Source organism: Streptomyces sp. NPDC043685 (assembly GCF_056436585.1).
The window spans coordinates 934815-956063 of sequence record NZ_JBWKCH010000003.1 but is presented as its reverse complement, the minus strand read 5'-3'; the positions used below and the strand labels follow the sequence as shown (position 1 = coordinate 956063).

The following is a 21249-nucleotide window of genomic DNA, read 5'->3' as shown; positions in this document are numbered from 1 at the left end:
TCCTGGCCGCGGCGCTGTTCGCGCTGGAGGCGGACCGCAAGTTCGGTGCCCATGTCTTCGACTCCGCCAACGGCGGCGCGTTGCTGTGGCAACACCTGTTCTGGTTCTTCGGCCATCCAGAGGTGTACATCATCGCGTTGCCGTTCTTCGGCATCATCAGTGAGGTCATCCCGGTCTTCTCCCGCAAGCCGATGTTCGGTTACACGGGTCTGATCGGCGCGACCATCGCGATCGCGGGTCTGTCCGTGACGGTGTGGGCCCACCACATGTACGTCACCGGCGGTGTGCTGCTGCCGTTCTTCTCCTTCATGACGTTCCTCATCGCGGTCCCGACCGGTGTGAAGTTCTTCAACTGGATCGGCACCATGTGGCGCGGAAGTCTGTCGTTCGAGACGCCCATGCTGTGGGCGACGGGCTTCCTGATCACGTTCGTGTTCGGCGGGCTGACGGGTGTGCTGCTGGCCTCGCCGCCCCTCGACTTCGCCGTCTCCGACTCGTACTTCGTGGTCGCGCACTTCCACTATGTGATCTTCGGGACGGTCGTGTTCGCGATGTTCTCCGGCTTCCACTTCTGGTGGCCCAAGTTCACCGGGAAGATGCTGGACGAGCGCCTGGGCAAGATCACCTTCTGGACGCTGTTCATCGGCTTCCACGGCACGTTCCTGGTCCAGCACTGGCTGGGCGCGGAGGGCATGCAGCGGCGGATCCCCGACTATCTGGCGGTGGAGGGGCTGACGACGCTGAACACTGTGTCGAGCGTCTTCTCGTTCCTGCTCGGGATGTCGATGCTGCCGTTCTTCTACAACGTCTGGAAGACGGCCAAGTACGGTGAGCCGGTCGCGGCCGACGACCCGTGGGGCTACGGGCGTTCCCTGGAGTGGGCCACCTCCTGCCCGCCGCCGCGCCACAACTTCCTGGCCCTGCCGAAGATCCGCTCCGAGTCGCCCGCCTTCGACCTGCACCACGCCGCGGTCGCGGCGGCCGAGCGGGAGCTGACGCTCCGGTGAGGGCGACGGACGAACCGCCCGCGGATCTGCGGGCGTTCCACAACGAGGTCGAGGGCCATCTGCTCGCGGCAGCGGCACGCGAGGAGGCCCACAGGGCCGCGGCCCGTGTGATGGCCGGGCTGGACTGGCTGCCGGAGACCCGACGGGCGGAGATGGAGGCGCTGTTCGCGGCGGAGCATCTGGCCCTGTCCCGGACCTCCTGGCAGCACACGGCCCGGCGCGGAGAGGAACTGCGCGGCGAGTACGAGGCGCGGTACCGCAGGCTGCGCGCACGACTGGTGGCGGGATCCCTGCTGGGGGTCGCGCTGCTGGTGGCGGTGGGGCTGGTGGTGTCGGCGGCGGCCTGGAACTCCTAGCGAAATGATCTTCGGCAGGGTTGGATCACTGGAACGGGTCTGCCCGGGTGGTCGAAGAGCACAGGGCGACCAGGACACGCACGCCAAGATCGGCGAGCAGGCACGGAACGGCGGAGCCGTCGTCAGGGTCACCAAGGTGGCGGTTCCTGGGAGAGCAGAGCGCTGCGACTTCCCGAGCTGAGAGCGCGAGTTCGATTCTCCTTATCCCTTTCTCGTTCAACTCGCCTCGAACCCGCGTTCGGCTCCACGTATGTTATTCAAGACGTCCTTACCCTGTCGATCTACCAGCCGAGTGACACTCTCTTGCAGAATACCGAATAGAACTGCCCATGCAATAATCTGCGGTGCATTATCCAGATTCGAAAGACCTGGAATGAATCCACCATGGATCAGAACAAGGCCCATGAGGGCAGCCAAGGCGCCTACCGGAATTCGAAGCAGCACTAGCATCAAGGGAACTGAATACGGGGTTGACGTCCCTTGGATACTCTTCAAAGAAACGGCCGCCGCGAAGGCTGCCGCACCTGACCCGAACGCCATGACAAGCAAGACGTCCTGACCCGTTTCGGAGCGCCCGATCGGGCAAACCTTAGGTCCGGCAGGGTCCGGAGTGAAGCAGATGTTCGACGCAATCGAGGATGGCGACAAAAAGCCCCAAAGGATGAACAGGCCAGAAATAGCCGTTGTCGCCACCACTGATGCAAGCAATATGTTTCGAAAGCTGCGAGCCTTCGCCCGCTCCTTTTCTTCCACCATCTGAGCAGCTAGCAGCGTAGTGACAGCGAGCTCACGCAGGTCTTCCGTGAGCTTATGACCATTGCTACGGAGTTGCTTCTCCAGTTTGTCGCGACGGGGATCTTCGCTGCCCAAATGCTGCCGAGCGTTTGCGAGTACGAATGGCCCCCATTCGCTAAGCTCTTCCTTAGGAACCAGGCGAAGGATCTTGATTTCCGCCCGGTGTATATTAGCGAACGCCCGGTCGATGTCAGCTCCAGAAATTATCGACCAAAGATTCTTTTTACGGTCTGCTGCCTGTCGCGCAGCATTGAGATGCGTTTCTATCTTGGCTGCGATTTCCCCTTCATGCGGCGCAAGCCCTTGAGGTTTGAGGGACCTGATTCGATTGAGCTGACACTGGAGTTCTGCTATGTGCGCAACGGTGCGCTGCCACCATGAGGATCTGGTGTAACCAGCCACATCTTTATCTGAGTCGAGAGCCATGCTCCTACTGGGTGGCATGACGCGCCAACCTTTCTACATGTGCAGGTACATCGGTGACACTTCGACGCCGAATGCGGTTCGGTCAGTAACTTTCATGCTATGCACATCGCAGTCCAGTTGCATCTCAGAATCGGTGATATTGGGACCATCTACCATTCAAACATCAAGGGGTAAAATCGTCGAAATGTCAAACATCATAGGGCGGACAGCGCACCGGCCGTGTCGCGGTACCCGGAGAATTCACCGACGCTACAACCTTGATCGCATGTTCAGGATGCGACGCGGATGCACTGAACCTAGTTTGTACATACGGAGTTTCGCCCACAACGCTGACAGGGCGGCGAGTGCTCCGGTCCTGGTGAATGAGACCGACCCTCCACACGCCCGTTTCTTGAGGCCATCGCAACCGAGGAAGAACTGGAACACGGGCAGCAGCGATTCCCGACTGCTCGGCATGAGAAAGACCATCGCGCCGGTGACCTCGCTCGACCATACGATCAACCTCACCTGACCCGCAGGCTGCCTTCGTCAAGCTCGCGCGGGAGGGCGCCGCTGCCCCGTCGCCCCCTGCCTGTCCGCCTCGGTCGGTTTCCGGGTATCGCTCCAGCCACTTCATACGCAGCACTTCGTCGAGAGCGAGTTTTTCACGAACCCCCACCCTGCTCCGTAAGGAATAACGTCATGCCCAACCAACAAGCCGCAGAAAATGGTCTCAGCAGCTTCTCGTTGCACACATTCGACGCGTCGTCGTCCCGCACCCTCGCGCAACTGCAGGAGGAGCAAGCTGCACGCCCCAGCGTCAGACCGGAGGGGCTCGAAAGTGAGCGCGACCTCGATCCCGAGATGGCAGCGCGTCGCTACCTCGACCAGGCCCTGGCAAGCGCGACGGTGCCGTCCTTCAGTGCTCCGGTGGCGAACGGAGTCACCAGCCGGTTCAAGACGATCGGCACGGAGACGATCCCGCTCACCGACACCCGCACGGTGAAGTTCCGTCAGACGCTGAATGACATCCCGGTCTACGGCTCACTGGTGACTGTAGAACTCGACAAGGCCAACGATCTGATCGGTATCGACTCAGCTCTTGGCGAGCCCCAGGAGGTTGACCCGGTCGCCACCGTCTCGGCGGGCAACGCCCTGGCGGCCGCCGCCACCGCGCCGCATGGTTATGTACCCGTCCTGGCCGGTGTGGTTCCTCGCCTGTACCACTACTTCGACGCTACCGCGTCTCGCTGGCGGCTCGTGTACATCCTCGAAGACGTGCCGGTGACCGTGGACCACACAGTCGAGCTTCAGTTGGGCCAGGAAAGCACATTCGAGCCGCCCCGGTTCGTCGACTACGTGGTGGACGCTCACGACGGGCAAGTCGTATCCATCTTGCCGCGCACACCCAGCATGACCACTGCTGAGGAGCAGACGGCGACCGACAGCTTCGACGTCAAGCGCACCTTCCTCGTCTCACGGCAAGGCGAAAGCCTGGTCATGAACGACCCCATCCACAACGTGCAAACCTTCGGCTTCAACTTCGGTGACCCCTCCGTCGACCGTGATCGGCTGCCGGGTGCCCCCATCACCAATCCGCCGACCTGGACACCGAGCGCCGTCAGCGCCCACGCCAACGCCGTCGCGGTATCCGAGTTTCTGCGCAAGGTGCTGCGGCGGGACAACATCGACGGACGAGGTGGTCCCATGCGGTCGACCATCAACTGTGTCGTCGCCGCCAGCAGTCCCGGCCTCAAGCAATGGATCAATGCCTTTTGGGATGGTCGGCAGATGGTCTATGGCCAAGTGCTGCATGGAGACGAACTACGCTCCCTGTCCGCCAATATTGATGTGGTGGCGCATGAAATGTTCCACGGTGTCACGGACCACACGTCACGTCTGGAGTACGCATTCCAGTCGGGGGCCCTCAACGAGTCCTACTCCGACATCTTCGGGACGATCGTCGCCAACTCGGGGAAGGAGGATCCCCGCACCTGGGACTGGCTGCTGGGTGAGAACCTCCTGCACGGGGGCAAGCCGTTCCGTGATCTGTCGGACCCGCCTCGATTCGGGCAGCCGGCACACATGGATCAGTTCCGCGTGCTGCCCAACACCCAGGCTGGTGATTGGGGCGGGGTACACGTCAACAGCGGGATCCACAACAAGGCGGCCTTCCACCTGTTCACCGCACAGGCCGACGATGGCTCACTCAATCTGAGCCCAGCCGAGGTGGCGGCCATGTTCTATCTGGCCCTGACGCAGCGGCTATCACGAACCTCGCAGTTCACAGACAGCCGACGCGCGGTCGTGGCCAGCGCGCGGACTCTGTTCCGAGTACTGCCCGCAAACCAGCTGACCTCCAAGGTCGCCGCAGTCGAAGCGGCCTTCACCGCGGTCGGGATCCTTTAAGCTTCGCGGCACCCTTCAGACCTGCTGGAGCCGCCTGGCCGAGGGGACCGACGCCGGCCTGATGCCCTGGCTGGCCCTGCCGGTCGGCAGGAGCCGACGGCCCCTCGCGGCGTGCGTGGCCGGTCGGGGGCGTCAGCGTCGGCGTGCACGGTCGGCGGGGCGGTGTCTCAAGGGCCGGGCAGCGTACCGGAGAAGCCCCCGGCCCCCGGCCTCACCCCTCCGGCTTCCACCCCGGCGGCCACAGGATCCCCAGCAACTGCCGGACCAGTTCGTCGACGACCTCGTCGAGGGTCGCGTCGACCCAGCCGGCGCTCCAGTCGTGCAGCAGGCCGTTGACGCTGCCGATGAAGCCCGTCGCGGCGAGGCGGTAGTCGCGGGGGGCGGCCTCTCCCCGTGCGGCGGCGGCGTCGGCCTCGGCGCAGATGAGGTCGACCCAGCCGGCCCGGCGGGCGAGCCGCTGCTCCTCCAGGCGCGGGCTGACGCCGATGATCTCCACGAAGGTGATGCGGATCCGGCGCGGATCGGCCGCGACGTTCCCGGCGTAGGCGCGGAATATCGCGGTGGCGCGTTCGACGAGCGGCAGGTCCGCCGCGCCCGCGGCCGCCTCCAGCACCGCCGCCTCGGCCCAGCCGTTGACCTGGAGGTGCAGCGCGGCGAGGACGTCCTCGAGCGTGCGGAACTCCTCGTAGAACTGGCGCGTGGAGAGCCCGGCCGTCTCGCTGAGTGCCGCGACCGTGGTGGAGCGGAAGCCGGGGGTGTCGCCGAACAGCTGGAGCGCGGCGTCGAGGAACCGACGGCGCCGCTCGGCCTGCCGTTCCTCGGCGGTCTTGCCGCCGTAGCGGCCGGTCGGCGCTCTGAGTCTGCCCGGCACCGGCTCTCCTTTCCTCGTTCGAACACTGATTTTGTCGTGCCCGCGGTCTTGTGGAGGAGCCGACCCTTCCTTACTTTGCAGTAAGTTCACTCTGAAAGCACGTGTGTTCAGAGTTTCATGCGCCCAGCTTTGGCATGTCCCACTCACGCAGCTCACCCCACAGCAGAGAGGGGAGCAGTCATGCCCGTCTTCCGACGCCGGCACCTGTACTCCATAGCCGCAGCCCTCACCCTGACCGCCGCCGCCCCCGCGACCGCCGCCACCGCGGCCGCCCCCGGCTCCTCCGCCGCGCTGCGCGAGGTGCTGTTCGTGGGCAACAACTGGGACGGCACCGCCGACGTCATACGGTCCTCCGGTGACTTTGCGAAGATCGGGCGGATCGACGTCGTCCCCGACAAGGACGAGCGGATGGCGGCGATCAACGCCGATCCGATCAAGTGGATCTACTTCATGGCGATCCGCAACAGCGTCGGCGAAGGCCACGACCAGTTCGTCGACGACATGTACTCCACGCCGGACGGGAGGTCGGTGGTCGTCTCCCGGCCGAGCTTCGCCGACGTCGTCTCGATCGACCTCGCCTCCGGCAAGCTCAACTGGCGCTTCCCCGTGTCCGGTTACCGCTCCGACCACATGGCGGTCTCCCCCGACGGCAAGCGGGTCGCCGTGTCGGCGTCCACCTCGAACACCGTCCATGTGCTGGACATCGTCTCCGGCAGGGAACTGGGCAGGTTCGGCACCGGCGACAAGCCGCACGAGAACATCTTCACGCGGGACGGCAAGTACATCTACAACATGGCGATCGGGGACGTGAACACGCAGACCGACGCCCCGTGGCTGGACTGGACGAAGGGTGACCGGCGCATCACCGTCGTCGACGCCACGACGTTCAAGCAGGTGAAGGTCATCGACATGCGGCCGCAACTCGACGCGCTCGGCCTCAAGGACTACTCCGACGCGGTCCGCCCGGCCGTCTTCTCGCCCGACGAGTCGAAGCTCTACTTCCAGGTCTCCTTCTTCAACGGCTTCTTCGAGTACGACATCGCGGCCGACAAGATCACCCGCACCAAGACCCTGCCGAAGAACCCGGTGACCGGCGACGACCGCACGACCTTCGTCAACGACTCGCGCCATCACGGCCTTTCGATGAGCCCGGACGGGCGCAAGCTGTGCGTGGCGGGCACCATGGACGACTACGCCACCGTCGTCGACCGCGCCACCCTCCAGGAAGGCCCGCTCGTCACCGCCTCCAAGCCCTACTGGGCCACGGTCAGCGGTGACGGTAGGTCCTGCGTGGTCTCGGAGAGCGGCACCGACCAGGTCACGGCCATCGACTTCGCCACCGGGAAGAAGGTCGTGTCCGTGCCGGTCGGTGACCACCCGCAGCGCGTCCGGCTCGGCCATGTGGCGGCCGACTGGACGAGCCCGTCCGCTAGTTGACCCTCTTCGGGTCCACCTCCTTCGCCGCCCACGCCGTCAGTTCGGAACGGGCCTCGGCGAGCAGCTCCGCCGAGGGAGCCGTCGCCCCGTTGGTCACCAGCGCGTAGTGCAGGACGCCCGAGTCCGTCGCGGTGAGCAGCAGGCGGCGGCTTCCCGTGCCGCCGGGCTCCCGCGCCACGCCGACCGGGGTCGCCGCGGTGTAGGCCGGAGGGGCGTGGACCGCGTCCAGGTCGGAGACGACCGTGGTGGACGCGGTCGGGAAGCCCGCCGGCAGGTGCAACTCCGTGGGCGCCGGGCCGCCGTTCGAGCGCCACAGCAGCAGCCCGTACTGGCCGGACCCCACCAGCTGCCGCACGCTCGGCGAAGAGGCGGGGACCGGGTTCCAGGTCAGGGTCGTCGAACCGTCCCGGGAGCGGTCCTCGTAGGTGAAGCCGACGGTCTCGCCGGCCGTGGCGCTCGGGTAGAGGCGGTCCAGCAGCCGGGCGTCCTGGCGCAGCACCGGCTTGCCCGCGTCGTCGAGGCGTACGGCGGACAGGTCCTCGTCGTTCCAGGCGTCGCCGGTGGTGAGCAGCTTGCCGGGGTTGCCGTTCATCAGTTCGTGGTGGCGGCCGTTGTAGATGTCCCACTGCCATTGCGAGCCCGAGAGCACGGGTCCCGAGGCGCCCGGGTCGGACCACCAGTCGGCGCCCTTGAGGCGGGAGTCGAGGGCCTGGTACATCGCTTTGAGGACGGTCGGCGCCTTGTCGGACACGGATCCTGCCAGGGGGTGTCCGAACTCGCTGACCACGGCGGCCGTCTGCGCGACGGCGGCCCGGTCCCGGACGGTGCGGAAGTCGCCCGTGTACTGGCCGTCGGCCGCCTTGCCCCACATGAAGACGCCGGAGATGGCCTTCTGGTCGTAGAAGTGGGTGTTGAAGACGTAGCGCGGCCCGAGTTTCCCGGCGTCGAGCAGGCCGCCCTCCTGCCGCTGGAAGTCGAGGTTGGCGTTCCAGAAGAGGTTGGGCTCCACGAAGGCCGGTTTGTCACGCCAGCCGGCCGCGTCCATCCGGGCCCGGAACTTCTCGTAGAACGGCCAGAGCACGTCCTTCTCCCAGGCGCGGCTGGTCTGCCCTGAGTCGTACGCGCCCGCGTGCGGCTCGTTGTAGGGGTCGAAGCCGGCGATGCCCTGGAAACGGTCGCCGTCGAGGTGCTGCCGCACGTACGCCATGGTCTTCTCGGCGGTGGCGAGGAAGGCGTCCTGCACACCGTGCGCGTTGTGCCAGAAGTCGTGGGCGGCTCGCTTCACGGCCTCGTTCTGGGTGATGTTCTGCCCCCAGAAGAGGCAGATCCCGCAGGACTCGTCGGGGTAGTTCCCGGCGTCCACCGCCCACTGGGGTGCGCCGTCGCCGGTGTACCAGCTGTCGTCGTCGAAGAGGTACCGGGAGTAGAGATCCTGGTGGAAGTCGGGGTAGACGCGGATGCCGGCGTCGAGGAAGGCCTTCATCTGGTCGGTGGCGGCGGCCAGATAGGCGGTGTCCACCTGGCCGCGCCGGGGCTCGGCGTAGGCCCAGGAGAGCAGGAAGCGGACGGTGTTGCCGCCGCCGAGGGCGCGCAGGGCGGTCGCCGACGTGCGGGCGTCGGCGACCGACGCGAAGGGCAGGCCCTTGTTCTCGGCGAGTTTGGTCTCGCCGGAGACGTTGTAGCCGCGCAGCACGATCTCACGGCCGTGGGCGTCGGTGAAGCGGCCGTCCCGCACGGTGACGGTGGGGTCGTCGAACCAGAGCGCGTCCGGAGGGGGTGCGGCGGTGGCCGGCGGGACGCCCGCCACCGCCACGGAACCGAAGAGGACGATCAGGACGACCAGGAGACGCGCTCGGATAGTCGGCATGTCCACTACAGTCCGGCGATATCAGGACACCGTCAACACCCCTGACTCTGGAGTAAGTTCCCGCTCGGCAGGTGCCCACACCTCAGCCGCCCACCCTTCGTGTCACGTTCAACAAGTACTCCTTCCTGTTCAGCGGGTTGTGGTCGGTGCGCGGACGCTCGGGAAGCGTGCCGTGGGTGACCGGGGCGTAATGGGAGAAGGAACTCTCCAACTCCCCCTCGCCGCGGGTCAGTCCCGGCAGCCGCTGTTCGAGCACATGCACCTGGGCGGCCGGCACGGTGCCCTCCAGAACGCAGCGGTCGTCCCGGTTGCGGGTCGTCTCCGGTACGGCCGCGAGCCCGGCGAGGACCGGCAGCAGCGCGCCGAGCGTGTCGGCGGGAGCCTCGATGCGGAAGCGGTGCATCGGCTCGTGGACCCGCGTCCCGGCCCGCCGCAGCGCCTCGATCAGCACCAGGGGCGTCACGCCGCGGAAGTCGGCCCCCGTGCTCGACATGCTCTTGTCGAACCCCTGGTGGGCATGGCTCTGCCGGGGCGAGTAGCCGCTGTGCGTCATGGTGATCACGCAGTCGGTGACCTGCCAGCCGTGCAGCCCCTGGTCGAGCGTCTCCCGCACGGTGTCCTCGACGGCCCTGAAGAAGGCGTACGGCATCGATCCGAGCTCCACCTCCAGCCGGAAGCCGACGCCCGAGCCGACCGGTGCCGGGTCGACGCGCAGGCCTACGGTCGCGAGGAACGGGTTGGGGTCCACCTTGTTGAACTCCACCGCCCGCCCGGTGCCGACGGGGCGTTCCACGCACAGCGGCGTCGTCCCACGGAAGGTGACGTCGAGGCCGTACTCCTCGGCGAGGGTGGCCTGGATGACCTCCTTCTGCACCTCGCCGTACAAGGAGACGGAGGTCTCCTGGCGGCGTTCGTCGCGGCGCAGGCCGATCAGCGGGTCCTGCTCGGCGAGGTGGGTGAGCGCCAGGTGGAGCGCTGCCCTGTTCACTCCCGGGCCGGGCACGACGACCGTCTCCAGGGTGGGCGGGGCGAAGAAGTGCTCGTAGGCCTTGCGGGGTTCGCCGATCGTGTCCCCGATCCGGATGCCGTCGAGCCCGGTGAGACGGGCGATCCGGCCGGCGGCGACGGACTCCTCCCTGGTGTCCGTGCCGTCGCCGAAGACGCTGATCCCGGTGATCCGGCCTTCGGCGCCGTCCGCTCCGAACGGCACCCGGTCGCGCACACGCAGGGTCCCTGAGAACATCCGCGCGTAGGCTGCCCTCTCCCCCGCCGGGCCCCGGTCGATCTTGAACACGGTGGCGGACACCGGGCCGTCGGCATCGCCTTCGGCAGCCGGAAGCAGGGTCTCGATGCCGGACAGGAGCGCCTCCACCCCCGCGCCCGTGGCGGCGGAGCCGAAGTAGAGCGGGTGGACGAGCGCGTCCCGGGTCTGCGCGACGAGGGAGCCGTGCAGCAGGGCGTCGGTGACGGTGTCCTCGACGTACGCGGCCAGCAGGGCGTCGTCCTGCCCGGTCAGGACGTCGAGGGTGGCGGCCGGCCCCGGCCCGGGGATGAAGCGGGCCGAGCGGGTGCCGAGACCGGTGACGGACCCCATGGGCACGATCGCGGGGGTCAGCCGGGCCGAGATCTCCCGCAGCAAGTCCTCGTGGCGCGCTCCGCCCCGGTCGATCTTGTTGACGAAGAGCAGGGTGGGGATGCGCAGCCGCTGGAGCGTCCGCATCAGCACCCGGGTCTGCGCCTGCACCCCCTCGACGGCGGAGATCACGAGGACGACACCGTCCAGCACGCCGAGCACCCGTTCCACCTCGGCGATGAAGTCCGGGTGACCGGGGGTGTCGATGAGGTTGACGGTCACGCCGTCGAGCGGGAACGAGACGACGGCGGACTTGATGGTGATGCCGCGCCGGCGCTCCAGGGCGAGGGTGTCGGTGCGGGTGCTGCCGTCGTCGACGCTGCCGATCTCGTCGATCACCCCGGCCGAATGGAGCAGCCGCTCGGTCAGGCTGGTCTTACCGGCGTCGACATGGGCGAGAATTCCAAGGTTGAGCAGGTGCACGAAGCGTCATGTCCTTCGCAGAGAGGTCCGTTCCTGGCTGGGGGGACATGCACGCAGTGCGCATCGGGGCTCCTTCGGACTCGGTGACGTCGCTTCCTGTGCAGTGCAGCAGAACGGCACGCAGGGTCACAACGGAATTAACCGCCGCCGGGGTACCCGGAGGGGTGCGCGACGGAGAGGAGCGGCTCGTGCGTGACGTTCTCCCGGTGCTCGGCCGCTGGTACGCGGCCGGGGCCCCGTTCGGGCTCGCGACGGTCGTCGAGGTCAGCCGCAGCGCGCCGCGAAACCCGGGCGCGGCGATGGCGGTGGGCCCGGACGAGCAGGTGGTGGGCAGTGTGTCCGGGGGCTGCGTCGAAGGGGCGGTGTTCGAGCTGGCGCGGGAGGCCGCCGCGGGCGGCGAGGCCCGTCTTGAGACCTTCGGCTACAGCGACGAGGACGCCTTCGCGGTCGGCCTGACCTGCGGCGGTGAGATCACGCTGCTGGTGCGGGCGGTCACGCCCGAGCGTGATCCCGGCTTCGGCGCGCTGGCGGACTCGGTCGCGGCGGGTGAACCGGTCGCCCTGGCGACGGTGACCGACGGCCCGGCGCCGCGCGGGGCGGCGCTCGCGGTCCGGCCGGACCGGACCACCGGCACGCTCGGGTCGAGCGGCCTGGACGCGGCCGTGACCGCCGACGCCCGCGGCGAACTCGCCCTCGGCGCGACGGACCTGCGGCACTACGGTCCCGAGGGGCAGCGCCGGGAGGACTCCGTCGGCGTGTTCCTCCAGTCCTTCGCGCCGCCCCCGCGGATGCTGGTGTTCGGCGCGATCGACTACGCCGCCGCCGTGGCCCGTATCGGTGACTTCCTCGGCTACAGCGTCACCGTCTGCGACGCCCGCCCGGTGTTCGCGACGCCCCGGCGTTTCCCCGAGGGCGTCGAGGTGGTCGCGCAGTGGCCGCACCGCTATCTGCGCCAGACCCGGACCGATGAGCGCACGGTCGTCTGCGTTCTGACGCACGACCCCAAGTTCGACGTGCCGCTGCTGACCGAGGCGCTGCGCCGCCCGGCCGCCTACATCGGGGCGATGGGCAGCCGCCGCACCCACACCGACCGGCTGGCACGACTGGCCGAGGCCGGGCTCACGGAACACGAGCTGTCCCGGCTGCGCTCACCGGTCGGCCTCGACCTCGGAGCCCGTACGCCCGAGGAGGTGGCCGTGTCCGTCGCCGCCGAGATCGTGGCACTGCGCTGGGGCGGCACCGGCATGCCGCTCACCGCGACCGAGGGGGCGGTCCACCCGCGCACCTCCCCCTGAAACCGAGCGGACCGGCTCCCGGCCCTTCACGGGCAGGCGTTCAGCCGGTCTCCTGGGATGAGTCCATCGGAGACCGGAGGCCCTCATGCCACAGCGTCACCAAGCCGCCCGACAGACCCGTCCTCGGCTGGAGCCGCTCCCCGAGAAGGAGTGGGACCCGCGCACCCGGGAACTGCTGGCCGCCGCCCCCCACGACCCCGGGGGCGGCATCCCGAACATCTTCACCACGCTCGTGCGCCATCCCGATCTGTACGAGCAGTTCATGCCGTTCGGCGGCCGGCTGCTCGGCAGGGGCCTACTGCCGGCGCAGGTGCGCGAGTTACTGATCCTGCGCACCGCGTGGAACACCGGCGCGCGGTACGAGTGGGGGCGGCACCTCCCCCTGGCCAGGGCGGCGGGCGTCACGGACGCGGACATCGACCGCATCGGCGAAGGGCCTGAGGCACCCGGATGGTCAGACCTCCAGCGGCACCTGATCCGCGCCGCGGACGAGCTGCACGGTGACGCCACGGTGTCCGACGCGACCTGGGCGGGTCTGGCCGAGCACTTCGGCGACGCCGAACTGATCGAGATCACCCTGCTGGTGGGGCAGTACCACATGGTGGCCTACTTCCTCAACGCCACCGGGGTGCGACTGGAGCCCGGTTTCGACAGCACCGGGTTCGAGGAGGGGGCGGACTCTAGCTGAGCCGCCGTGAGCCGTCGTCTGCCGGTCTGCGCCCCCAGGCCGAGATCATCGGCGAGGTGGCGAGGTCCAGGCGTCCCGCCTCGACGGCGCTGAGGTGCGCGTCGATCTCCTCGTCCGTGGCGAGGCCCGCGGCGACGAGCCTGTCCCGTACCTGCCGGACGGTGGCCGCCTCCAGGGCGTCGCAGGCGGGCGAGGAGATCGGGAAGTAGGCGTCGGCCCCGACGTCCACGAGGCCCGCCTCACGCAGCAGCCGCGGCAGTCTGCGTCCGTAGGAGAGGTCCGCACCGCGCTGCCGCAGCAGTTCTCGGAAACCGGTGCGCAGCCGGTTGGCCCGCTCCTGCTCGGGGCCGTGCTCATCCGGGCAGATCAGGGGCTGGAGCGCGGGGTCGGCGTCCTCGATCAGCAGCACCCCGCCGGGGCGCAGCGCCTGGATCATGGCGCGCAGCGCGGCGTCGCGCTCGGTGACGTGGACCAGGACGAGCCGGGCGTGCACCAGGTCGAAGGGACCGGCCGGAGGGGCGTCGCGGCCGACGTCGTGCCGCAGCACCTCGACGCCCTCGGTGGCGGCCGCGGCGGTCCAGGACACGTCGATGTCCGTGGCGAGCACGCGCCCGGTGGGCCCGACGCGCTCGCGCAGCCAGGCCGCGACGCCCGGCCCGCCGGCCCCGACCTCCCAGCAGCGCCACCCCTCGGCGATCCCGGCCGCCTCGAAGTGCCGGAACGTCGAGGCGTCGAAGAGGGCCGACAGCGCGTCGAAGCGGGTACCGGCCTCGGCCTGCCGGTTGTCCAGGAGGTATCCGTCGTCCTGCCCCATGCGGCGATCATGTCACGCGCACAGCCGGGGCGTTTCAGCGCGGTGGGCGGGGCGGCAGCCGGTGCAGTTCCACGTCCGTGAGCTGCCCCTCGGCGACCGTGGCGGTCAGGTACGTGCAGTGGGGCTGACGGCGGCGGTCCGTCGGCGAGCCCGGGTTCAGCAGGCGCAGGCCGGAGGGGGCCGTGGTGTCCCAGGGGATGTGGCTGTGGCCGAAGACCAGTACGTCCAGGTCGGGGAAGCGGGCGGCGCACCGCTGCTCCCGGCCCTGTCTGGCACCGGTCTCGTGGATCACGCCGAACCGCACCCCGCCCAGTTCCGCGTACGCCACCTCGGGCAGCCGGGCGCGCAGCTCCGGCCCGTCGTTGTTGCCGTACACGGCGACGAGCCGGCGACTGCGGGCCTCCAGCAGATCGAGGGTGGCCGCGTCGACCCAGTCGCCGGCGTGGAACACCACGTCGGCGCGTGGGAGTTCGGCGAGCAGGGGGGCGGGCAGTTCCCTGGCCCGCTTGGGCAGGTGAGTGTCCGACATGAAAAGCAGGCGCACCTCCTCAGCCTAGGCGCCGCGGCACGCTGCCGCCTCCGACCCGCTTGACCGCGAACAGACAGACGCTGCAGCTCAGTTGCCGTGCCGCCGAGATGATCACGGCGAGGTCTCGAAAGGTGAGGCGAGCTCGCCGAGCGGGTTAGCATCGGGCGACACGCAGTACAACAGGACGTCTACGGCGAGCGACCCGAAGGGGCCCGGAAACCCGATGCCGGTCAAGGTCAGCGTCATCGTCCCCGTGTACAACCCGGGGATCTACATCGAGGACTGCATCTCCTCGCTGCAGCGGCAGTCGCTGCCTCCCGACGAGTTCGAGGTGATCTTCGTCGACGACGGCTCGACCGACGAGACCCCGGCCCGGCTCGACCGGCTCGCCGCCGAGGACCCCCGGATGAGGGTCATCCACCAGGAGAACTCCGGCTGGTCGGGCAAGCCCCGCAACGTCGGCATCGAGGCCTCCCGCGGCGAGTTCGTCATGTTCGTCGACAACGACGACTACCTGGGCGACGAGGCCCTGGAGCGGATGTACGACTACGGCGTGGCCAACGGCGCCGACGTGATCGTAGGCAAGATGGCCGGCAAGGGCCGCGGTGTGCCGGTGGAGCTGTTCCGCCGCAACCACCCGCGCGCCACCGTGGAGAACGCCCCGCTCATCGACAGCCTCACCCCGCACAAGATGGTCCGCCGGGCCTTCCTGGACCGCATCGGTCTGCGTTTCCCCGAGGGCAGGCGGCGCCTGGAGGACCACGTCTTCATCGCCGAGGCGTACCTGCGCGCGGAGAACGTCTCCGTGCTCAGCGATTACGTCTGCTACTACCACCTCCGGCGCGACGACGGTTCCAACGCCGGCTTCGAGCGCTTCGACCCGGTCGGCTACTTCGCGAACCTCCGCGAGGCTCTCGACGTCGTGGAGCGGTACACGGAGCCCGGTCCGGTGCGCGACCGGCTGCTCCGGCGCTGGCTGCGCGTGGAGATGGTCGAGCGGCTGCGGGCGCGGCGCTTGCTGAACCTGCCCGACGACTACCGCAGGGAGCTGTTCGGGGAGATCCACAAGGTCGTCGTCGAGCGGTTCGGGCCGGGGGTGGCCGCCGGTCTGCAGCCCACGCAGCAGGTCATCGCCGCGCTGACGGCGGCCGACCGGTACGACGACGTGGTGGCCTTCGCGGAGTGGGAGGCGGGTGTCGCCCCCAAGGCGGCCCCCGGGGACATCGAGTGGCGCGACGGCTCCCTCACCATCGGCTTCACCGCCGAGTACCTGTCCGGCGGCGAGCCGATGCTGTTCCCCGCCGCCGCCGAGTCCACGCCGCTGACGGATGTGCCGAAGGACGTGCCCGCGGCGGTGCGCTGGGTGGCCTCGGAGACCGCCGCGCGGTTCGGACAGGCCACGGCCGACCTGCTGCTGCGGGAGCGCTCCAGCGCCGCCCAGTACTTCCAGCCGGTGCGGTTCACGCGCGAGAGCGTGCCCGTCGGGGACGGCGAGGAGGTCCGGCTGGTCCTGCGGGCCACCGCCACCGTCGACCCGGCCGCCCTGCCGCGTGACGGCGCCTGGGACGCACTCGTCCGGGTGAAGTCGGGCGGCTGGACCAAGGAGTGCCGGCTGGGCCCGGTGCCGCCCGAGGACCGCTCCACGCCGGACGCGGGAGTGGTCGGCGACCGCCCGGTCCTGCCGTACTGGACGGCACCCCACGGCAACCTCTCCCTGGAGCTCGGCGCGCGCGGCAAGCGGCTCGGGCTCGGCCGTGTGCAGCTGGGGGACGTCACCGTCTCCGAGGGCCGGTTCCGGGTCCGGCTGCCGGTGCACGTCCCGGGCGAGACCCGGGTGCGGCTGAGGTTCGTCTCCTCCCGCCGCATCCTGGAGACGCCCGGCACCCTCTCCCCCCTCGATGACCGGCCGGGTTCGGTGCTGGCCGCCGATCTGCCCGCCGAGCAGGAACTGTCGGGCGATGTCTGGCGGGTGGCCGTGTGCCTGAACCCGGGCGCCGAGCAGGCCCGCTTCGCCGGTCTGCCGTTCGCGCTGCGGGCCGGGGGCGGGAGCGTGCTGGTGACGCCGGTGCCGGGACCGGGCGTGGCGCTGCGACTGGCCCGGCGTGCGCGACGGGTGCTGCGTGCCGCGCGCCGGAAGGTCGATTCCCGTATCAGGAACGGAGAGTGAGGGCATGCGACCCCTGGGGATAGAGGGCGCCTGGGTTCTGGAGCCCAAGGTCTTCCCGGACGACCGGGGCAGCTTCCACGAGTGGTACCGCGGTGCGGAGTTCCGCGAGGCGACGGGCCACGACCTGTCCCTGGCCCAGGCCAACTGCTCGGTCTCCAAACGGGGTGTGCTGCGGGGCGTGCACTTCGCGGACGTGCCGCCCAGCCAGGCCAAGTACGTCACGTGTGTCCGCGGTGCCGTCCTGGACGTGGTGGTCGACATCCGTGTGGGCTCCCCCACCTACGGGGCGTGGGAGGCCGTACGGCTCGACGACGACACACGGCACGCGATGTTCCTGGCGGAGGGCCTCGGTCACGCCTTCATGGCCCTCACGGACGACGCGACGGTGGTCTACCTGTGCTCCGAGGGCTACGCCCCGGACCGTGAACACGGCATCCACCCGCTCGACCCGGCCCTGGGGATCGAGTGGCCCGAGGGCATCACCCCGCTGCTGTCCCCGAAGGACGAACAGGCCCCGACCCTCGCGGAGGCGGAACGGCGGGGACTGCTCCCGTCGTACGAGGCCTGCCTGGCGTACTACGAGCAACTGCGCGACGGGCAGGGAGCGTAGCCCTCAGCCGAGCATGGGACACACCGCAGGCCCGGACGCGAGCGGCGTCCGGGCCTGCGTTTCGTGCGGCCGGGCCTGCGGTTCGTGCGGCCGGGAAGGCCTCGGCGCCAGCCGCCCCCGGGCGGTGGCCGGCGCCGTCGTTCAGCGGCTCACACCGACCTGCTGGAGGGCCTTGCGCAGCGGCTCCCAGCCCACGGAGCGGGGCAGGCCGCGGTTGCGGGCCTGGGCGAGGGGACGCCAGAACCCCGCTTCGAGCAGGGCTTCGGGGCGGACCGCGCCGGCCCGCTCCAGGATCGCCTCGGGCACCTTCTGCGGGTCGGGGACCTTGTACTCGGCCATGATCTCGTCGTACTTGTCGTGCAGGACCCGGTTGTCCGGGTCGGCGCCGAAGACCACCAACTGGCCGGTGGGCGCGGTGTCCACCTGCACCGTGACCAGGTCGGGGCGGTAACGCGCCAGCACCTCGGTGATCTTGTAGACGTCGCCGGTCCAGGCGTTGGTGTGCCGGTCCCGGGCCGCTTCGTCGATGCTGCGCGGCAGCATGTCGTCGAGGACGATCACACTGCCCCAGTCGGAGTACTTCTCGACGTTCATGAAGTCGCGCAGCGCGAACTCGAACAGGTGCATGCCGTCGATGAAGGACAGGTCCAGCGTCGTGCGGCGCCAGTAGCCGATGGGGCTGCGGCCGCGGCGCAGGTTGCGCAGCGGGTGACGGCCGCCCTTGAGGTGCTGGAGGGGGTTGTCGCGCGCGAAGAAGTCGTCACTGGTGGCCTTCACCAGGTGGACGTCGCACCGCAGCTCCGAGACCACCTTGAAGGCGGGGTCGATCGCGATGCTGGGGACGCGGGACAACGTCAGGCTGCGCCCGTCGTTGACGCCGATCTCCAGGTAGTTGCGATTGGCGCTGACCTTGTGCAGTTCCCGGAGGAACTCATGGCGTTTCACGAGGAAGACCTTCCTTGCGGATGCGGGGCAGTGCTTCGTGCAGGGCGGAGCGCCAGTCGCGCGGCGGTGGCAGGCCGATCTCCTGCCACCGGCGGTGTGCGAGGGCGCTGTACGCCGGGCGGGGCGCGGGCCGCGGGAAGGCCGCGCTGCTGGTGGGGCGCACCCGGTCCGGGTCGGCGCCGATGAGGGAGAACACCTCGCGGGCGAGGTCGTACCAGGTGGCCTCGCCGGAGTTGGTGGCGTGGAAGACGCCGTGCGCGCCGGGGCCGAGCCGGGGGCCGAGGTCGGCGATGCGCTGGGCGACGTCGGCGCTCCAGGTGGGCTGCCCGCGCTGGTCGTCCACGACGTCGAGGGTGTCGCGACGGGACTCCAGCTCGATCATCGTCCGTACGAAGCTCCGGCCGTGGGCGCCGTAGAGCCAGGCCGTGCGTACGACGGCGCCGGCGCCGGGCAGTTCCTCCAGCACGGCCTGCTCCCCGGCCAGCTTGGTGCGGCCGTAGGCGGTGCGCGGGCCGGTGGGGTGGTCCTCCGGGTAGGGGGTGGTGCGGGCCTCGCCGGAGAAGACGTAGTCCGTGGAGACGTGGATCAGGCGGGCTCCGTGCGTGGCGCAGGAGCGGGCCAGCACACGCGGGCCGTCGCCGTTGATCTCCAGGGCGCGGGCCTCGTCGGTCTCGGCGTCGTCGACGGCGGTGTACGCGGCGCAGTTCACGACGAGGCCGGGGCGGTGCTCCCGCACGGCGGCGTCGACGGCCGCCCGGTCCGTGATGTCCAGGGCGGCGCGGTCGAGGCCGACGACGCTCTCCCCGCGGCTCGTCAGTTCCTCGACGACGTCACGGCCGAGCATCCCGCCGGCCCCGGTGATCAGCCACGTCATGCCCGCTCCTGGGCGACGCGCCGCTTCAGGGGCTCCCACCAGGCCCGGTTGTCGCGGTACCAGGCGACGGTCTCGGCGAGGCCGGTGGTGAAGTCGTGGCGGGGCCGGTAGCCCAGTTCGTCGCGGGCCTTGGAGCAGTCCACGGAGTAGCGCAGGTCGTGTCCCTTGCGGTCCTCGACGTACTCCACGCGGTCCCAGTCCGCTCCGCAGGCCTCCAGCAGGAGACCGGTGAGCTCCTTGTTGGTCAGCTCGGTGCCGCCGCCGATGTTGTAGACCTCGCCGGGCCGGCCCTTCGTGCGGGCGAGGTCGACGCCCTGACAGTGGTCGTCGACGTGCAGCCAGTCGCGGACGTTGCGGCCCTCGCCGTACAGCGGCACCTTGTGGCCGTCGAGGAGGTTGGTGACGAACAGCGGGATGACCTTCTCGGGGAACTGGTGCGGGCCGTAGTTGTTGGAGCAGCGCGTGACGCGCACGTCCAGGCCGTGGGTGCGGTGGTAGGCCAGCGCGAGCAGGTCGGAGGAGGCCTTGGAGGCCGAGTACGGCGAGTTCGGTTGCAGCGGGTGGTCCTCCGGCCACGAGCCGGACTCGATGGAGCCGTACACCTCGTCGGTGGAGACGTGCACGAAGGGGCCCACTCCGTAGCGCAGGGCGGCGTCCAGCAGGGTCTGGGTGCCGAGGACGTTGGTGCGGACGAAGTCGGCGGCGCCCGTGATGGAGCGGTCCACATGGGACTCGGCGGCGAAGTGCACGACCTGGTCCGCGCCCGCCATCAGCTTGTCGACCAGCTCGGCGTCGCAGATGTCGCCCTGGACGAACTCCAGCCGCGGGTGGGTCAGTTCGAGGTTGTCGAGGGTGCCGGCGTAGGTGAGCTTGTCCAGCACGGTGATGCGCGGCGCGTCGGGCGCGTGCGAGGCGAGCAGTGCGCGGACGTAGCGGGAGCCGATGAACCCGGCGGCGCCGGTGACGAGGAGGTTCATGAAGTGATCTGCACCTTGCTGTGATCTCCGAGGACGAAGCGGTGGGCGCTGGGGACGCTGGGCGCGGGAGTCACCTCGACGTGCCGGCCGATCAGCGAGGCCTCGATGCGGCCGACTCCCTGGATCGAGGAGTCCCGCAGCACTATCGAGAACTCCAGCTCGCTGTCGGTGATGCGGCAGTTCTCGGCGACGGAGGTGAAGGGGCCGACGTAGGAGTTGCTGACGACGGTGCCCGAGCCGATGACGACGGGCCCCACGACACGGGAGTTGACGATCCGCGCTCCCTCTTCGAGCACCACCCGCCCGATGGTCTCCGAGGTGTCGTCCACCTCGCCGTCGATGCGGCGCTCCACGACTTCGAGGACCGTGCGGTTCACCTCGAGCATGTCGCCGACGTTGCCGGTGTCCTTCCAGTAGCCCTTGACGACCGCGGAGCGCACGTCGGCGCCGGTGTCGATCAGGTGCTGGATGGCGTGGGTGATCTCCAGCTCGCCGCGCCAGGACGGTTCGATGGCGCGGACCGCCTCGTGGACGAGGGGCGTGAACATGTAGACGCCGACCAGCGCGAGGTCGCTCTTGGGCTGGTCGGGCTTCTCCTCCAGGCCGATCACCTGACCGGACGGGTCGAGTTCGGCGACTCCGAAGGCGCGGGGGTCGGCCACGCGGGTGAGCAGGATCTGGGCGTCGGGCCGGTGGCTGCGGAACTCCTCGACGAGGCCCGTGATGCCCCCGACGATGAAGTTGTCGCCGAGGTACATCACGAAGTCGTCGTCGCCGAGGTAGTCCCGGGCGATCAGCACCGCGTGGGCCAGCCCGAGGGGCCGCTCCTGGGGAATGTAGGTGATCTTCAGGCCGAACGCCGACCCGTCCCCCACCGCTTCCTCGATCTCCTCGGCCGTCTCCCCGACGATCATTCCCACGTCGGTGATGCCGGCCTCGGCGATCGACTCCAACCCGTAGAACAGCACGGGCTTGTTGGCCACGGGCACCAGTTGCTTGGCCGACGTGTGGGTGATCGGCCGCAACCGTGTTCCTGCACCGCCGGACAGCACGAGAGCCTTCATTCGGTTCACCTTAGTCGTGAACCGGCGGATGTGAACATCACTTCTTTCAGTTGTCGACGTGCGCGGTTGCTCGGCCCGTCATC

Annotated in this window: 18 protein-coding genes; 8 read left to right on the top strand and 10 right to left on the bottom strand. The window is 69.2% G+C overall.

Going from position 1 to position 21249, the window contains the following annotated elements; genetic code table 11:
• On the top strand, positions 1-1007 hold a 1007-nt coding region (locus AC0665_RS13390), incomplete at its 5' end, for a cbb3-type cytochrome c oxidase subunit I (protein WP_478605409.1).
• Complete coding sequence (locus tag AC0665_RS13385; protein ID WP_478705024.1) at positions 1004-1363, top strand: hypothetical protein; 360 nt, start codon at positions 1004-1006, stop codon at positions 1361-1363. The genes AC0665_RS13390 and AC0665_RS13385, both read left to right, overlap by 4 nt.
• Positions 1364-1579: 216 nt before the next feature.
• Here the strand turns inward: AC0665_RS13385 and AC0665_RS13380 are convergent, their stop codons facing one another.
• Positions 1580-2584: a hypothetical protein gene (locus AC0665_RS13380; RefSeq protein WP_478705023.1), complete on the bottom strand. Its 1005-nt coding sequence runs from the start codon at positions 2582-2584 to the stop codon at positions 1580-1582.
• A 681-nt stretch (positions 2585-3265) separates the two neighbouring features.
• Here AC0665_RS13380 and AC0665_RS13375 point away from each other — a divergent pair.
• A complete protein-coding gene (locus AC0665_RS13375) occupies positions 3266-4972 on the top strand; it encodes a M4 family metallopeptidase (RefSeq protein ID WP_478705022.1) in 1707 nt (568 codons plus the stop codon).
• A 211-nt stretch (positions 4973-5183) separates the two neighbouring features.
• Here AC0665_RS13375 and AC0665_RS13370 read toward each other — a convergent pair whose 3' ends face one another.
• Positions 5184-5843, bottom strand: coding sequence for a TetR/AcrR family transcriptional regulator (locus AC0665_RS13370; RefSeq protein ID WP_468404745.1), 660 nt, complete (start codon positions 5841-5843; stop codon positions 5184-5186).
• A 180-nt stretch (positions 5844-6023) separates the two neighbouring features.
• Between AC0665_RS13370 and AC0665_RS13365 the strand changes: the two genes are divergently transcribed.
• The gene (locus tag AC0665_RS13365; RefSeq protein WP_478705021.1) at positions 6024-7280 is read left to right on the top strand and encodes a YncE family protein; all 1257 of its coding nucleotides are present in this window, start codon (positions 6024-6026) and stop codon (positions 7278-7280) included.
• Here the strand turns inward: AC0665_RS13365 and AC0665_RS13360 are convergent.
• The gene (locus AC0665_RS13360) at positions 7273-9147 is read right to left on the bottom strand and encodes a cellulase family glycosylhydrolase (RefSeq protein ID WP_478705020.1); all 1875 of its coding nucleotides are present in this window, start codon (positions 9145-9147) and stop codon (positions 7273-7275) included. The two genes, AC0665_RS13365 and AC0665_RS13360, sit on opposite strands and share 8 nt — an antisense overlap.
• Positions 9148-9229: 82 nt before the next feature.
• Positions 9230-11203, bottom strand: a complete 1974-nt coding sequence (locus AC0665_RS13355; RefSeq protein WP_478705019.1) for a GTP-binding protein — start codon at positions 11201-11203, stop codon at positions 9230-9232.
• 188 nt (positions 11204-11391) lie between these two features.
• On the opposite strand from AC0665_RS13355, the gene AC0665_RS13350 reads away from it, so the two are divergent.
• Together AC0665_RS13350 and AC0665_RS13345 are read left to right on the top strand one after the other, a co-directional pair.
• The gene (locus tag AC0665_RS13350; RefSeq protein ID WP_478705018.1) at positions 11392-12498 is read left to right on the top strand and encodes an XdhC family protein; all 1107 of its coding nucleotides are present in this window, start codon (positions 11392-11394) and stop codon (positions 12496-12498) included.
• Between the two features lie 85 nt (positions 12499-12583).
• Complete coding sequence (locus AC0665_RS13345) at positions 12584-13186, top strand: carboxymuconolactone decarboxylase family protein (protein ID WP_478605434.1); 603 nt, start codon at positions 12584-12586, stop codon at positions 13184-13186.
• Here AC0665_RS13345 and AC0665_RS13340 read toward each other — a convergent pair.
• Both AC0665_RS13340 and AC0665_RS13335 read right to left on the bottom strand, forming a co-directional pair.
• Positions 13179-14000 carry a class I SAM-dependent methyltransferase gene (locus AC0665_RS13340; protein ID WP_478605436.1) on the bottom strand — a complete coding sequence of 274 codons (822 nt, stop codon included), beginning with the start codon at positions 13998-14000 and terminating at the stop codon, positions 13179-13181. The genes AC0665_RS13345 and AC0665_RS13340 overlap by 8 nt on opposite strands.
• 34 nt (positions 14001-14034) lie before the next feature.
• Positions 14035-14544 carry a metallophosphoesterase family protein gene (locus tag AC0665_RS13335; protein WP_478605439.1) on the bottom strand — a complete coding sequence of 170 codons (510 nt, stop codon included), beginning with the start codon at positions 14542-14544 and terminating at the stop codon, positions 14035-14037.
• A gap of 208 nt (positions 14545-14752) precedes the next feature.
• Here AC0665_RS13335 and AC0665_RS13330 point away from each other — a divergent pair, with 208 nt between their 5' ends.
• Together AC0665_RS13330 and rfbC are read left to right on the top strand one after the other, a co-directional pair.
• A complete protein-coding gene (locus AC0665_RS13330) occupies positions 14753-16696 on the top strand; it encodes a glycosyltransferase family 2 protein (RefSeq protein ID WP_478605443.1) in 1944 nt (647 codons plus the stop codon).
• Positions 16697-16700: 4 nt separating this feature from the next.
• Positions 16701-17306: a dTDP-4-dehydrorhamnose 3,5-epimerase gene (rfbC, locus tag AC0665_RS13325; protein ID WP_468633048.1), complete on the top strand. Its 606-nt coding sequence runs from the start codon at positions 16701-16703 to the stop codon at positions 17304-17306.
• Between the two features lie 141 nt (positions 17307-17447).
• On the opposite strand, the gene AC0665_RS13320 is transcribed toward rfbC, so the two are convergent.
• The 4 genes from AC0665_RS13320 to AC0665_RS13305 are packed head-to-tail and all read right to left on the bottom strand — an operon-like array spanning position 17448 to position 21166.
• Positions 17448-18251 (bottom strand): class I SAM-dependent methyltransferase, encoded by an 804-nt coding sequence (locus AC0665_RS13320; RefSeq protein ID WP_363116428.1) that lies wholly within the window; start codon positions 18249-18251, stop codon positions 17448-17450.
• Positions 18238-19125, bottom strand: coding sequence for a dTDP-4-dehydrorhamnose reductase (rfbD, locus tag AC0665_RS13315; protein ID WP_478605446.1), 888 nt, complete (start codon positions 19123-19125; stop codon positions 18238-18240). Before rfbD ends, AC0665_RS13320 begins: the two co-directional genes overlap by 14 nt.
• Entirely contained in the window at positions 19122-20102 is a 981-nt protein-coding gene (gene rfbB, locus AC0665_RS13310) for a dTDP-glucose 4,6-dehydratase (protein ID WP_478605449.1), read from the bottom strand. The genes rfbD and rfbB overlap by 4 nt, the downstream gene beginning before the upstream one ends.
• The gene (locus AC0665_RS13305; RefSeq protein WP_468404716.1) at positions 20099-21166 is read right to left on the bottom strand and encodes a glucose-1-phosphate thymidylyltransferase; all 1068 of its coding nucleotides are present in this window, start codon (positions 21164-21166) and stop codon (positions 20099-20101) included. Before AC0665_RS13305 ends, rfbB begins: the two co-directional genes overlap by 4 nt.
• Positions 21167-21249: the final 83 nt, after the last annotated feature.